At 71.4% G+C, this 13,735-nt stretch carries 13 protein-coding genes; 9 read left to right on the forward strand and 4 right to left on the reverse strand.

From position 1 onward, the window contains the following. Positions 1–25 precede the first annotated feature (25 nt). On the forward strand, positions 26–1,657 hold the full coding sequence (gene pruA / locus ABZ719_RS14885; protein WP_366725597.1) for an L-glutamate gamma-semialdehyde dehydrogenase: 1,632 nt from the start codon (positions 26–28) through the stop codon (positions 1,655–1,657). 99 nt (positions 1,658–1,756) lie between these two features. On the opposite strand, the gene ABZ719_RS14890 is transcribed toward pruA, so the two are convergent. After that, on the reverse strand, positions 1,757–1,963 hold the full coding sequence (locus ABZ719_RS14890; RefSeq protein ID WP_366725598.1) for a DUF5988 family protein: 207 nt from the start codon (positions 1,961–1,963) through the stop codon (positions 1,757–1,759). A 201-nt stretch (positions 1,964–2,164) separates the two neighbouring features. On the opposite strand from ABZ719_RS14890, the gene ABZ719_RS14895 reads away from it, so the two are divergent. The 7 genes from ABZ719_RS14895 (at position 2,165) to ABZ719_RS14925 (ending at position 9,501) form a co-directional block, all read left to right on the forward strand. Further along, positions 2,165–2,701 carry a GNAT family N-acetyltransferase gene (locus ABZ719_RS14895; RefSeq protein ID WP_366725599.1) on the forward strand — a complete coding sequence of 179 codons (537 nt, stop codon included), beginning with the start codon at positions 2,165–2,167 and terminating at the stop codon, positions 2,699–2,701. 320 nt (positions 2,702–3,021) lie between these two features. Further along, positions 3,022–3,153, forward strand: coding sequence for a hypothetical protein (locus ABZ719_RS14900; protein ID WP_366725600.1), 132 nt, complete (start codon positions 3,022–3,024; stop codon positions 3,151–3,153). 68 nt (positions 3,154–3,221) lie between these two features. Beyond that, positions 3,222–4,265 (forward strand): 3-isopropylmalate dehydrogenase, encoded by a 1,044-nt coding sequence (locus ABZ719_RS14905; RefSeq protein WP_366725601.1) that lies wholly within the window; start codon positions 3,222–3,224, stop codon positions 4,263–4,265. Positions 4,266–4,602: 337 nt separating this feature from the next. Further along, entirely contained in the window at positions 4,603–5,691 is a 1,089-nt protein-coding gene (locus tag ABZ719_RS14910) for a branched-chain amino acid aminotransferase (RefSeq protein WP_366725602.1), read from the forward strand. Positions 5,692–6,008: 317 nt separating this feature from the next. Further along, entirely contained in the window at positions 6,009–6,719 is a 711-nt protein-coding gene (ureA, locus tag ABZ719_RS14915; protein ID WP_366725603.1) for an urease subunit gamma, read from the forward strand. Further along, positions 6,716–8,440: an urease subunit alpha gene (locus ABZ719_RS14920; protein ID WP_366725604.1), complete on the forward strand. Its 1,725-nt coding sequence runs from the start codon at positions 6,716–6,718 to the stop codon at positions 8,438–8,440. The genes ureA and ABZ719_RS14920 overlap by 4 nt, the downstream gene beginning before the upstream one ends. Positions 8,441–8,451: 11 nt before the next feature. Further along, entirely contained in the window at positions 8,452–9,501 is a 1,050-nt protein-coding gene (locus ABZ719_RS14925) for an agmatine deiminase family protein (RefSeq protein WP_366725605.1), read from the forward strand. A 324-nt stretch (positions 9,502–9,825) separates the two neighbouring features. On the opposite strand, the gene ABZ719_RS14930 is transcribed toward ABZ719_RS14925, so the two are convergent. Together ABZ719_RS14930 and ABZ719_RS14935 are read right to left on the reverse strand one after the other, a co-directional pair. Further along, entirely contained in the window at positions 9,826–10,185 is a 360-nt protein-coding gene (locus tag ABZ719_RS14930) for an ASCH domain-containing protein (RefSeq protein WP_366725606.1), read from the reverse strand. After that, on the reverse strand, positions 10,182–11,291 hold the full coding sequence (locus ABZ719_RS14935) for a hypothetical protein (protein WP_366725607.1): 1,110 nt from the start codon (positions 11,289–11,291) through the stop codon (positions 10,182–10,184). The genes ABZ719_RS14930 and ABZ719_RS14935 overlap by 4 nt, the downstream gene beginning before the upstream one ends. Positions 11,292–11,834: 543 nt before the next feature. On the opposite strand from ABZ719_RS14935, the gene ABZ719_RS14940 reads away from it, so the two are divergent. Then, positions 11,835–13,061, forward strand: coding sequence for a helix-turn-helix domain-containing protein (locus tag ABZ719_RS14940; RefSeq protein WP_366725608.1), 1,227 nt, complete (start codon positions 11,835–11,837; stop codon positions 13,059–13,061). On the opposite strand, the gene ABZ719_RS14945 is transcribed toward ABZ719_RS14940, so the two are convergent. Next, positions 13,042–13,704 (reverse strand): HAD family hydrolase, encoded by a 663-nt coding sequence (locus ABZ719_RS14945; RefSeq protein WP_366725609.1) that lies wholly within the window; start codon positions 13,702–13,704, stop codon positions 13,042–13,044. The two genes, ABZ719_RS14940 and ABZ719_RS14945, sit on opposite strands and share 20 nt — an antisense overlap. Between the last annotated feature and the right edge of the window lie 31 nt (positions 13,705–13,735).

Genomic DNA, 13,735 nt, shown 5'->3' on the forward strand with positions numbered 1-13,735 from the left:
CTCAAGTCAAGGAGTTACGGAACCCATGGACGCTGTGACCCAGGTCCCCACCCCCGTCAACGAGCCGGTGCACGGCTACGCCCCCGGTTCGCCCGAGCGGGCCCGTCTGGAGGCCAGGCTCAAGGAGCTGGCCGAGAACCCGGTCGACCTGCCGTGCACCATCGGCGGCGAGAAGCGGATGGGCGGCGGCGACGCCTTCGAGGTCGTGCAGCCGCACAACCACAAGGCCGTCCTCGGCACGTACCGCAACGCCACCCGGCAGGACGCCCAGGACGCGATCGACGCCGCCCTGGCCGCCGCCCCCGCCTGGCGCGCGATGTCCTTCGACGACCGCGCGGCGATCATCCTGCGCGCCGCCGAGCTGCTGGCCGGCCCCTGGCGCGAGACCATCGCCGCCTCCACCATGCTCGGCCAGTCCAAGACCGCGCAGCAGGCCGAGATCGACAGTCCCTGCGAGCTGGTCGACTTCTGGCGCTTCAACGTCCACTACGCCCGCCAGATCCTGGCCGAGCAGCCCCCGGCCAACGCGCCGGGCGTGTGGAACCGCCTGGACCACCGCCCGCTGGAGGGCTTCGTCTACGCGATCACGCCGTTCAACTTCTCGGCGATCGCGGCCAACCTGCCCACCGCGCCGGCCCTCATGGGCAACGTGGTGATCTGGAAGCCGTCCCCGACCCAGACGCACGCCGCCGTCCTGCTCATGAAGCTGCTGGAGGAGGCGGGCCTGCCCAAGGGCGTCATCAACCTCCTCACCGGTGACGGCCTGGAAGTCTCCGAGGTGGCCCTGAACCACCGCGACCTGGCCGGCATCCACTTCACCGGCTCGACCAAGACCTTCCAGCACCTGTGGAAGACGGTCGGCAACAACATCGAGAAGTACCGCTCCTACCCGCGCCTGGTCGGCGAGACCGGCGGCAAGGACTTCGTCGTCGCCCACCCGAGCGCCGACCGCGCGGTGCTGAAGACCGCCCTGACCCGCGGTGCCTTCGAGTACCAGGGCCAGAAGTGCTCGGCCACCTCCCGCGCGTACATCCCGGCGTCGATCTGGAACGACGGCTTCAAGGAGGAGTTCGCGGCGGAGGTCGACGGCATCACCATGGGTGACGTCACCGACCTGTCGAACTTCATCGGCGCGGTCATCGACGAGCGGTCCTTCGCCAAGAACAAGGCCGCCATCGACCGGGCCGAGGCGGACCCGAGCTGCACGATCGTGGCGGGCGGCTCCTACGACGACTCGGTCGGCTACTTCGTGCGTCCCACCGTCATCGAGTGCACCGACCCGGAGAACGAGGTGTTCACCACCGAGTACTTCGGCCCGATCCTCGCCGTGCACGTCTACGAGGACGACAAGTACGACGAGATGCTGACCCAGATGGAGTCGGTCTCCGACTACGCCCTGACCGGCTCGGTCATCGCGGGCGACCGCGCGGCGGCGGCGTACACCATGGAGAAGCTGCGCTACGCGGCCGGCAACTTCTACATCAACGACAAGTCGACCGGTGCCGTGGTCGGCCAGCAGCCCTTCGGCGGCGGTCGTGCCTCCGGCACCAACGACAAGGCCGGTGCCCCGCAGAACCTGATGCGCTGGACGCTGACCCGCGCCATCAAGGAGGCCCTGGTCGCGCCGACCGACTACACCTACCCGCACATGGGCTGACGCCCGCGCGCGACGGGCCGGGTCCGCCGAGGACCCGGCCCGTTCGCATGCCCGCCACCGCGCCGGCCGGCCCGGCCCGCCGGCCGGTCGGCCGCGGCACTAGCCGGGCAGTTCCGTCCGCTCCCACCACTCGTACACCGGGAGCCTGCCCTCCGGGGTGTCCGCGTGGCGCGAGGTCGGCCGGAAGTGCTCGTAGCCGCCCCGCAGCTCGATCTTCACGTCCTCCCCGGGTGCGGTGATCGGGACGATCCTCTCGGGCAGGTCCTGCGGGCCGCCCTCCAGCAGTGCCTTGGCCGTGTCGTTCATGACCTCACCGTTCCCCCCGCCGCGTCCCGATGCCGCCTGCCGCGCGGACGATCAGCCGTGTGGGCGATCCGCGCCCCGATCGCCTCCCGCCGCGGACCGCAATGCCGGCCGGCTCCCGCCGCGGACCGCGGTTCCGGCCCGGTTCCCGCCGCGGACCGCGATTCCGGCCCGCCGCCCGCCGGGGTCCGGGACACTGGCCCGATGACAGACGCGATCCGCACCATCCACACCGCCGGGCTCACCCCCGCCGAACTCCGCGCCGTCCGCACCCTCCTGGACGACGCCTTCGACGGCGACTTCAGCGACCACGACTGGGACCATTCCCTGGGCGGCCTGCACGCCCTGGTGCACGACGAGCACGGCCTGGCCGCGCACGGCTCGGTCGTCATGCGGCGGGTCCGGCTGCGCGGACGCTGGCTGCGCACCGGGTACGTGGAGGCCGTCGCCGTCCGCGGGGACGTCCGGCGCACCGGCCTCGGGACGCTCGTCATGGACGCCCTGGAGCAGGTCCTCGCCCGCGCCTACGACTTCGGCGCCCTCTCGGCGAGCGAGGCCGGCGCCCGGCTCTACGCGGCCCGGGGCTGGCGGGCCTGGCCCGGACCCGTGTGCGCCCTCGGACCGGACGGCGTGGTCCGGCTGCCCGGCGAGGAGGGGTCCACCTACGTCTGGCCCCGCGCCGCCGCGGCCGACCCTGGTGCCGAACTGGTCTTCGACTGGCGGGACGGCGACATCACCTGAAGGCGCCGTGGCGATCTCGCGCGGCCCGGCGGGAATCTCCCCAGGTCACGGGCGTGCGGCAAGGTCCGCGTCAGCCGTACGGCCGAGGCCGCCGTCTCAGATAGTAGGAAGTCCGAGTAATTGTGCAGACAGCGGCGCGGTCCTGGCCTAGTTTTGTAGGAGCCGAACGTCTCGCTGATCCAGCGAATGGCGGCCGTGAGCCGGGCCCCTGGCAGGACACCCCTGCGGCCCGCTCCCCGCCCACTCCGGCCTCTCGTATCCCTCTGCCGGTGCGCCGCATCCGTGCGCCGCTGCCGTGTGTCACGAAGGAGTCGATCCCCATGGCCGAGACCACCGTCCGCCGCCGAGTCCGCCACGCCTCCCGTACGACCGAGTCCGACCGCAAGAACGCCGCCGCGGCGCTCCAGCGCGCCCTGGACCGCCGGGACAACGGCGGCGAGACCGGCCACTGAGCCACCCGCCCGTGTCCAGATACCGGACACTCCATGTCATCTCTCGGGACGAGGGGTAGGGTGCCGACATGTCTCGCAGCATCGATCTCGCAGTGATCCCCGGTGACGGCATCGGCCAGGAAGTGGTGGCCGAGGGGCTGAAGGTCCTGGCCGCCGCCCTCCCGCAGGATGTGAAGCTGGAGACCAAGGAGTACGACTTCGGCGCCCGGCGCTACCACGCCACCGGTGAGACCCTCACCGACGCCGATCTCGACGCCCTCAAGGGCCACGACGCGATCCTGCTGGGTGCGATCGGTGACCCGTCGGTGCCCTCCGGTGTCCTGGAGCGCGGCTTCCTGCTCAAGCTCCGCTTCGCCTTCGACCACCACGTCAACCTGCGCCCGAGCAAGCTGCTCCCGGGTGTCGCCACCCCCCTCGCGGGCGAGCCGCGGATCGACTTCGTCGTCGTCCGCGAGGGCACCGAAGGCCCGTACACCGGCAACGGCGGCACGATCCGCAAGGGCACCGCGCACGAGGTCGCCACCGAGGTCTCCGTCAACACGGCCTACGGTGTCGAGCGCGTCGTCCGTGACGCCTTCGCCCGCGCTCAGGCCCGCCCCCGCAAGAAGCTCACGCTCGTCCACAAGAACAACGTGCTGACCTTCGCCGGTCACCTGTGGACGAACATCTTCAACCAGGTGGCCGAGGAGTACCCCGAGGTCACCACCGAGTACATCCACGTCGACGCGGCGACCATCTACCTGGTCACCCAGCCCGAGCGGTTCGACGTCATCGTCACCGACAACCTCTTCGGCGACATCATCACCGACCTCGCCGCGGCCGTCTCCGGCGGCATCGGCGTCGCGGCCTCGGGCAACATCAACCCGAGCCGCGAGTTCCCGTCCATGTTCGAGCCGGTGCACGGCTCGGCCCCGGACATCGCCGGCCAGGGCAAGGCGGACCCCACCGCCACGGTGCTCTCCGTCGCCCTGCTCCTGCGCCACCTCGGCTACGACGCCGAGGCGACCCGGATCGAGGACGCCGTCTCCGCCGACCTCGCGGAGCGCGGCACGCAGCCCGGGCGCACCACCGCCCAGATCGGCGACGCGCTCGCCGTACGAGTAGCCGGCTGACCTTTCCCAGTGCCTGAAGGACCTGGGTGGGACCCCCAGGCCACTCGAACCACTTCGAAGCCGTCGGGTCGCACACCGCGCCCGGCGGCTTCCCCCTGTCCGCCGCCGGGTGCCACCATCGAACCCTAGGGCCCCTCTGACGGATCTCCGCGGGACAAGGAGCGCCGTCAGAGGGACCCGGACCGCGTTCACCCCGTTTCCTGCCGCCGTGGACCCCGCGCGATAATCGAACGCGGAGCCGCGACATGAGGGAATGCTCGGACGTCCTAGCACCGGCCACGGGCCGTGCGGGCGTGAGCGCGGCCCGTCACGACAACCCGGTGAAGGACACTCACTCATGACGACGCCCACGATCGAGCTCAAGCCCTCGGCCAACCCGCTCTCCGCCGCCGAGCGCGACGCGCTCCTGGCCAACCCGGGATTCGGCCGCCACTTCACCGACCACATGGTGACGATCAGGTGGACCGAGGGCCGGGGCTGGCACGACGGTCAGCTCGTTCCGTACGCGCCGATCCCCATGGACCCGGCCACGACCGTCCTGCACTACGCCCAGGAGATCTTCGAGGGCCTGAAGGCGTACCGCCAGCCCGACGGCTCGGTCGCCACCTTCCGCCCGGAGAAGAACGCCCGGCGCTTCCAGGCCTCCGCGCGCCGGCTCGCCATGCCCGAGCTGCCCGTCGAGACCTTCATCGAGGCCTGCGACGTGCTGGTCCGGCAGGACAAGGACTGGGTGCCGGCGCACGGCGGCGAGGAGTCCCTGTACCTGCGCCCGTTCATGATCGCCACCGAGGTCGGTCTCGGCGTCAAGCCGGCCAACGAGTACCTGTTCCTCGTGATCGCCTCCCCGGCGGGGGCGTACTTCCCCGGCGGGGTCAAGCCCGTCTCCATCTGGGCCTCCGAGGACCGCGTCCGTGCCGTCCCCGGCGGCATGGGCGACGCCAAGACCGGCGGCAACTACGCGGCCTCCCTGCTCGCCCAGGCCGAGGCCGCCGCCGAGGGCTGCGACCAGGTCTGCTACCTCGACGCCGTCGAGCACAAGTGGGTCGAGGAACTGGGCGGCATGAACCTGTACTTCGTGTACGGCGACAAGATCGTCACGCCCACCCTCAGCGGCTCGATCCTGGAGGGCGTCACCCGCGACTCGCTCCTCACCGTCGCCCGTGACCTCGGCTACCGGGCCGAGGAGGCGCGGGTCTCCGTCGACCAGTGGCAGCGCGACTCCGAGAACGGCACGCTGACCGAGGTCTTCGCCTGCGGCACGGCCGCCGTGATCACCCCCGTGGGCACGGTCAAGCGCGCGAACGCCCAGTGGCAGCAGTCGGGCGGCGAGCCCGGCGAGGTCACCATGCGGCTGCGCCAGGCCCTGCTCGACATCCAGCGGGGCGTCACCGAGGACAAGCACGGCTGGATGCACCGGCTCGGCTAGGACCCGTCCGGCCGGTCAGGGCGCAGGGAAGTCACGGCGCCCGGCCGGCCCCCCGCGTCCGGGTCCGGTCCGCCGGACGGGGCCCGGCGCACCCGCGCCCACCGGAGGCCGCCGTGGACACCGCGTCCACGGCGGCCTCCGTGCGTTCCCGACGGGTTCCTTCCGCCGTTCCTCCTGTGCTCCTCGCGCGCCCGCGCGTTCCGATTTGAGCGTTGCTCCAAATGTGACGCGGTAGCGCGCACCCATGTCTATCGCTCCTTTGTCTCCACTGTTTAGAGTGTCGTTCTAAACTCTGGAAGCCAAGGAGGTGCCGCCGCGTGAGACTGACCCCCACCGAGCGTGACCGGCTGCTGCTCTTCAGCGCCGCCGAGCTGGCCCGCGCCCGCAGGTCCCGCGGTCTGCGGCTCAACGTGCCGGAGGCCACCGCGCTGATCGCCGACACGGTGTGCGAGGCGGCCCGCGACGGGGCCCGGCTCGCCGAGGCGATCGAGCGCGCCCGCACGGTGCTCGGCCCGGACGACGTCCTGCCGGGCGTCGCCGACGTGGTCACCGAGGTCCACGTGGAGGCCGTCTTCGACGACGGGTCACGGCTCGCGATCGTCACCGACCCCCTCGCCGGCGGCTCCCTCGGCGAGGACGGACCGGGCGCGCTGCTGCCCGGTCCGCGGCACGCCGACCCGGAGCCCGCCCTGCGGCTCACGGTCACCAACACGGCGGCCGTCCCCGTCTCCGTCACCTCCCACTTCCACTTCTTCGAGGCCAACCCGCGTCTCGACTTCGACCGGGCCGCCGCCTACGGCACGCACCTGGCGGTGCCCGCCGGCTCGTCGGTGCGGTTCGGGCCGGGGGAGAGCGCCGAGGTCGGTCTCGTGCCGATCGGCGGCGAACGGATCGCGATCGGCTTCGCCGGGCTCGTCGACGGGCCGCTGGACGCGCCGGGCGCGAAGCAGGAGGCGCTGCGCAGGGCCGCCGCCTGCGGCTACCTCGGAGTCACCGCTGTGGACACACCGGAAGGAGACGTCCGATGAGCCGCTCGAAGGGACGCGAGGTGAGCCGGGCGATCCACGTCGACCCGCACGCCTACGCCGCCACCCACGGCCCGCGCGCCGGCGACCGCATCCGCCTCGGCGACTCCGGTCTCGTCGTCCGCGTGGAGTCCGACGCCCAGAAGTACGGCGACGAGTTCCTCGCCGGGTTCGGCAAGACCGCCCGCGACGGCCTGCACCTCAAGGCCGCCGCCGTCCGCGAGACCTGCGACGTGGTGATCAGCAACGTCGTCGTGATCGACGCGGTGCAGGGCATCCGCAAGGTGTCCATCGGCATCCGCGAGGGCCGCATCAGCGCGGTCGGACGGGCCGGGAACCCCGACACCCTCGACGGCGTCGATGTCGTCGTCGGCACCGGGACCACCATCGTCTCCGGCGAGGGCCTGATCGCCACCGCCGGTGCCGTCGACACCCATGTCCACCTGCTGTCACCGCGCATCATGGAGGCCTCGCTCGCCTCCGGCGTGACCACGATCATCGGCCAGGAGTTCGGGCCGGTGTGGGGCGTCGGTGTCAACTCGCCCTGGGCGCTCAGGCACGCCTTCGACGCCTTCGACGCCTGGCCGGTCAACATCGGCTTCCTGGGCCGGGGTTCGTCCTCGCACCAGGCGCCCCTGGTCGAGGCGCTGGCCGAGGGCGGCGCCTGCGGGTTCAAGGTGCACGAGGACATGGGCGCCCACACCCGCGCCCTGGACACCGCCCTGCGCGTAGCCGAGGAGCACGACGTCCAGGTCGCCCTGCACAGCGACGGCCTCAACGAGTGCCTGTCGGTGGAGGACACCCTCCGCGTCCTGGAGGGACGCACCATCCACGCCTTCCACATCGAGGGCTGCGGCGGCGGGCACGTCCCCAACGTGCTGAAGATGGCCGGCGTGCCCAACGTCATCGGCTCCTCCACCAACCCCACCCTGCCCTTCGGCCGGGACGCGGTCGCCGAGCACTACGGCATGATCGTCTCCGTCCACGACCTGAAGACCGACCTGCCCGGCGACGCCGCCATGGCCCGCGACCGCATCCGCGCCGGCACCATGGGCGCCGAGGACGTGCTGCACGACCTGGGCGCGATCGGTATCACCTCCTCCGACGCGCAGGGCATGGGCCGCGCGGGCGAGACCGTACGCCGCACGTTCGCGATGGCCGGGAAGATGAAGGCCGAGCTGGGCCCGGTCGAGGGGGACGGCCCCGACGACGACAACGGCCGCGTGCTGCGCTACATCGCCAAGCTGACCGTCAACCCCGCCATCGCGCACGGGCTCTCGCACGAGGTCGGCTCGATCGAGGCGGGCAAGCTGGCCGACATCGTGCTGTGGCGCCCGGAGTACTTCGGCGCCAAACCGCAGCTCGTGCTCAAGTCCGGCTTCCCGGCGTACGGCGTGACCGGCGACCCCAACGCCGCCACCGACACCTGCGAACCCCTCGTCCTGGGCCCGCAGTTCGGCGCGCACGGCGCCACCCCGGCCGACATCTCGGTGGCGTTCGTCGCGCGGTCCGCACTCGACCAGGGCAACGACACGATGCCCACCCGCAGGCGCCGGGTCGCCGTCCGCGGCACCCGCGGCATCGGCCCCGCAGACCTGCGGCTCAACTCCCGTACCGGAGCGGTCGACGTCGACCAGCGCACCGGCCTGGTCACCCTCGACGGCGACCCGCTGCGCTCCGAGCCCGCCGACTCCGTCTCCCTCAACCGCCTGTACTTCCTCTAAGGATCCGCGAGATGACCACCCCCGCCGCCGACGGCTTCCGCATGCCCGCCGAGTGGGCGCCGCACGAGCGCACCTGGATGGCCTGGCCGGGCGCCAACCCGACCTTCGACACCCCCGAGGAGCTGGCCGCCTCCCGCGCCGCCTGGGCCTCGGTCGCCCGGGCGGTCCGCCGCTTCGAACCGGTCACCGTGGTGTGCGGCCCCGGCCAGTCGGCCGACGCCCGCACCCTGCTCGGCGACGGGATCGACACCGTCGAGCGTGACCTCGACGACGCCTGGATGCGCGACATCGGCCCCACCTTCCTCACCGACGGCAAGGGCTCACTCGCCGCCGTGGACTGGACGTTCAACGGCTGGGGCGCGCAGGACTGGGCCCGCTGGGAGCACGACGCGAAGATCGGCGCGTACGTCGCGGACCTCGCCGGCGCGAAGACGTACGCCTCGAAGCTGGTGAACGAGGGCGGTGCGATCCACGTCGACGGCGAGGGCACCGTCCTGCTGACCGAGACCGTCCAGCTCGGCCCGGAGCGCAACCCGCACTGGACCAGGGAGCAGGTCGAGGCGGAGATCCACGCCCACCTCGGCACCGAGAAGGCGATCTGGCTGCCGCGCGGCCTCACCGGCGACTACCCCCCGCACGGCTACGGCACCCTCGGCCACGTCGACATCGTCGCCGCCTTCGCCCGCCCGGGCGTCGTCGTCGCCCACCACCAGCCCGACCCGGCCCACCCCGACCACGAGGTCACCCAGGAGGTCATCGGCCTTCTCCGGTCGGCCACCGACGCGCACGGCCGTCCCCTGGAGGTCGTCGAGGTGCCCGCGCCCACCGTCCTGGAGGCCGACGGCCGCTGGGCCGACTACTCCTACATCAACCACTACCTCTGCAACGACGGTGTCGTGCTGTGCGGCTTCGACGACCCGCGCGACGAGACGGCCGCGGACATCTTCCGCCGCCTCTTCCCGGAGCGGACGGTGACCCTCGTCGACGCCCGTACGATCTTCTCCGGTGGCGGTGGCATCCACTGCATCACCCAGCAGCAGCCGAAGCGCGCAGGTCAGTGAGCTGACCAGCGGATATGTCGAACGACAGCTAGCTCTAGTTAGCCTTAGTTAGCTCTAGTCGGCTCCCATGAGCAAGATCATTCTCCCATTCATCTCCCATGGGAGAAGCGGACAGCCCCCAACGGTGACGGTTTGGGGCTGGGGGAGGGCCGTGTCACAGTCCACCCAGCCGGTCGGCCAGAAGGCGGACTGCTCGCTGAGGGGAAGATCTACGTGCCGCTGCCGACGCGTGGTGGCTGCCCTCACAGGGGGCACAAGGGCGGCCACCTTTCCGCCCGGGCGCATGACCAGGAGCGGGAGACCAGGGGGGAGCGCTGGCTCGCCTCAACCGAAGACGAGTTCCATCTCGATCGCGAGCGCGCCCAGTGACTCCTTCTCAGCCGGATAGATGCTGCGGATGTTCGCGAGTTGCTGCTCGCGGCTCGCTGTGGGGTTGACGTTCGCCGGCCCCTCGCCGTCGAGCAGCGTCTCGAAGTCGGGGTAGGGGGTCACCCGCAGCACGCGTACGTCGCACGTCTCGGCAGTGCCCTTGACCCGGAACCGGATCTGGTCACCGGCGGCCATGTCGGCGAGATGCGGATACCGCACCCGGACCTCGATCGATTTGCGGCCGGCGGCCACCAGATCGAAGTACCGGCGGTACAGGTTCAGCTCGTGCCTGCGGGCGGCCCTGGTGGTGCTCATAGAGGTGTGACGCTCCTCGTCGGGTGGGACATCAGCCGGCCGAGTTCGCCGGCCGAGTACGAGCGGAAGAAGTGCCTCGGTGTGGCGAGCAGCACGCCGGCCATGGTGAGCAGTCGCTCGGCGTATTCGGACACCGAGCCGGGCCACATCCGCGTGTCGAGCATCCACGGCGCGGACCCGTCAGGCAACGGCGCCTTACCGTCCCGGATGAGGCTTTTCGACAGCTTGGCTCCGGTGTCTGTGAGGACCTGCGGGCAGAACAGGCGGGTGGGGAGTTGGGCCCCGGTGAGTCCGATCGCGGTCAGGGCGTTGTCGACGAGGGTCGATCCGAACACCCAGTCGCCGCCCTTCACCATCACGCTCAGGCGCTCGCGGTCGACGGTCGCGGCTGTCTCCTTGACGAGGTTGCGGTACAGCGTGGCGAGGTCCAGGTACCCGCCGCTGTCGGGAGCGATGACGACCTCGTACGGCCCGTGGTGCATGCACACGGCGTGCACTTCGGCGTGGTCGGCGTCGAGCAGGATGCGGGTCCGTTCGGCGTACTTCTCGGCCCACCCGCAGCCCGGGGCCGGGCAGGGGATGCGCACGTGAGGTACCCCGTGAGCCGGGTCGAGCCACCAGCGGGCGGCGTCGATGCGGCGGTGCACCCGTAACCAGGTGCGCCGGTACTGCTCGGTCTGCTGCTGCCGGGAGTACATCTCAACGGAGTAGGGGATCGACAACTGTTCCGACAGCGCATCGAACAGCGGCCGGTACAGCTCGTCGACCTGCTTGGCGAGGACGTCCTCGCCAAGCGCTTGGGCGTACGCGCGCTGGTAGCTGTGCCCGGTGGCCGGGTCGATGACGACCTCGTGCGGCGCGTTGTCGAGGGCGCCGAACGCGACCTCGGCAGGGATACCGAAACGCTGTCGTGCGCGGGCGGCTGCCGCGAACGCCAGAGACTGGACCAGCGAGGTACCCAGGTGGGGCACGCCGTTGATCTGGGTACCGACCACGAACACGATGCGCTGGGGCGACTCCGTACGAATGCGAGGCGCGAGCACGTCCTCGGCGTGGTGGAGAGCGTTGGCCAGGACGGTGTTCGGTGAGACGAGTGTGGCAGTCATTTCACTCCCTTGTGAATGGGGCTGCGGTGAGGGCTCAGCGTGCGGGCCTGAGATCAGCGGAGGCGTCGGCGACCTCCAGCTCGGCCCGCTGGTGCGCGCCGGCGGCGGGCCGCCCGTGCGGCGCCTCGACGGGATCGGCACGCTGATGCCGTGCGGGAGTGCAGCCGTGTCAGGTACGTCCCACCCGGCGGCGGCCCGGCCGGGATGAAGTAGTACGTCACCCGCTTCTGCGGGTCCTCCACGACAGCGCCGGCGCGCGCCGAGGATCGTCAGGGCGGCGAGACCTCGCCGCGACGGGACGCGGGCGGCGTCCCGTTCGTCTCGGCGGGTGGCGGTGCTGGAGGTGTGGGCATCGGGGGCTCCTCCGGACCAGGTGGATCTGGTGTGCCCAAGACTGGTCCTCGCGGTGCCCTATTCCGAGGACTTCTAGAGGTCTTTCAGTGGCCGTAAAGGGGACTTTCGCTGAGTCGTCAGGGTGACGACTGGTCAACGGGAGGGCCTGACAGGATACTTGGCGCAGTGCACGACGATGGAGGTGCAGCAGTGCCACGTCCCACAGGCAACGCTCGGCTCAAGGCTGCCCGGTTGGCCGCCGGTTACCACTCTCAGCAGGCCCTCGCGGATGCACTGCAGGTGGGGGTGCGGCAGGTCCGCCGCTGGGAGTCCGATGCGCCCCCCTGGCCTCAGCCCGAGGTGGGCCGAGCTCTCACACGACTCCTCGGCCAGGAACTGGAAGCGCTCGGGTTCACCCCACCGGGTGGCAGCACTGCCGCCCAAAGTCGGCGCACAGTGCTCGCCGCCACGGCGGCCGCCGTCGGCCTCGCCGCGGTCCCCACCCAGGCCGTGGCCATGCAGCCCGCGACAGCGGCCGACGACTACGAGGCCGTGACCCGCTCGCACCGACGCCTGTACTGGTCGGTCGCGCCGGCAACCCTGCACCCTGCCGCCCTCGCGCACGCCACCCTGGGCTGCGCCCTGCTGCCGGAGACGGCCGGCCAGACCCGGCAGCGGACGGCCGCTGCGCTGGCCGAGACGTGGTTGCTCGCTGCGCGGATCGAGTTCTTCGACATGCGTGACGCGGGTCGGGCCCAGCAGACCCTGCTCCGCGCGCTTCAGGCCGCGGGCGAGGCAGACGATCCGCTCATGGGCAGCGCAGTCCTCGCACACAGCGCGTTCATCCCTGCATGGGCGGGCGACCGCGATGCGGCCGTCGAGCGGATGGTGGCCGCGCGGACCTACGCCCGGCGGGGCCCTGCGTCCGCCGAACTGCTCGCATGGCTGGACGCGGTGGAAGCCGAGTGCGAGACCCGATGCGGCAATCCCCGGACGGCGCTGCACCTGATCGGTCACGGCGAGGGTCTGCTCGCCGCGGGCAGCGACCACGGCAGCCCGGAGTGGCTCGACTGGTTCAGCGCCGTGCGTCTCGCGGCGTTCAAGGGCAACACGCAGCTGAAGGCCGGGCACCTGCCACAGGCCCGGACCACCCTGCTCGGCGTCCTCGATGCGCTGGATGCGACCGAGGAGAAGCAGCGGACAGTTGTCCTCGGTGACCTCGCCGCCGTCGAGGCTGCGGCAGGCCGCCCGGACGAGGCCTGCGCGTATGCGCTGCGCGCGCTCGACCAGTTGGAGCGCACCTGGTACGCGATGGGGATGGACCGGGTGCGTGAGGTGCGGCGGGCGCTGGCGCCGCACCAGCACGAGACGTGCGTGCGGGAACTGGACGACCGGCTCTACGGCTGGTCGACGACGGTCAGCGCGCTCGCTCGTTGAACTGCTTGATCAGCGGAGACAGTTCCAGCAGCGTCTCGATGCGGAACGTCGGCAATTTCTGTGCCTGCTCGCTGCGCCACTGGATCGTCGCCCACGGGCCGCGCCGGACGAGCGCGGTGTGCATTCCGGCCGCGCGGGCGGGGGTGATGTCGTTGTCGACGCGGTCGCCGACGTACAGCATCTCGTCGGGCTCGGCGGGGACGACCTCGGCGACACGATCGAAGAACGCGCGGTCCGGCTTGCCGGCGCCCCAGTCGTCCGAGGTGCCGATCAGGTCGACGTCGGTGGCGAACAACTCGCGCAGGATCTTCCCGGCCCGGGTCGTCTGGTTGCCGGCGATGCCCAGCCACAGGCCGTCGGCCCGCAGCGTGGCGAGCGCGTCGCGGACGTCCGGGTACAGGTCCTCCTCGCCGAAGTGCTCCGGCCGGCCAGCGGCAGCCCGGGCTTCGCGTTCGGCGTACAGGTCGAAGCCGGGCCGGAACTCCTGGAACGTCTCGCGGTAGTCGCGGCCCTGGGCGATGACGGCGCCGAACATTGCATGGAAGGTGTGGCGGCGCACGCCGAGCCAGTCGGCCCAAGTGCCGTACTCGGTGGTCTCGTCTACGAGGCACTCGCCGACGTCGAAGATCACAGCGCGAATCATGGCGTGAGCGTATCGGGGCACGACGAAAGCG

The sequence above is a fragment of the Streptomyces sp. NPDC006743 genome (assembly GCF_040703815.1).
Taxonomy (GTDB): Bacteria; Actinomycetota; Actinomycetes; order Streptomycetales; family Streptomycetaceae; genus Streptomyces.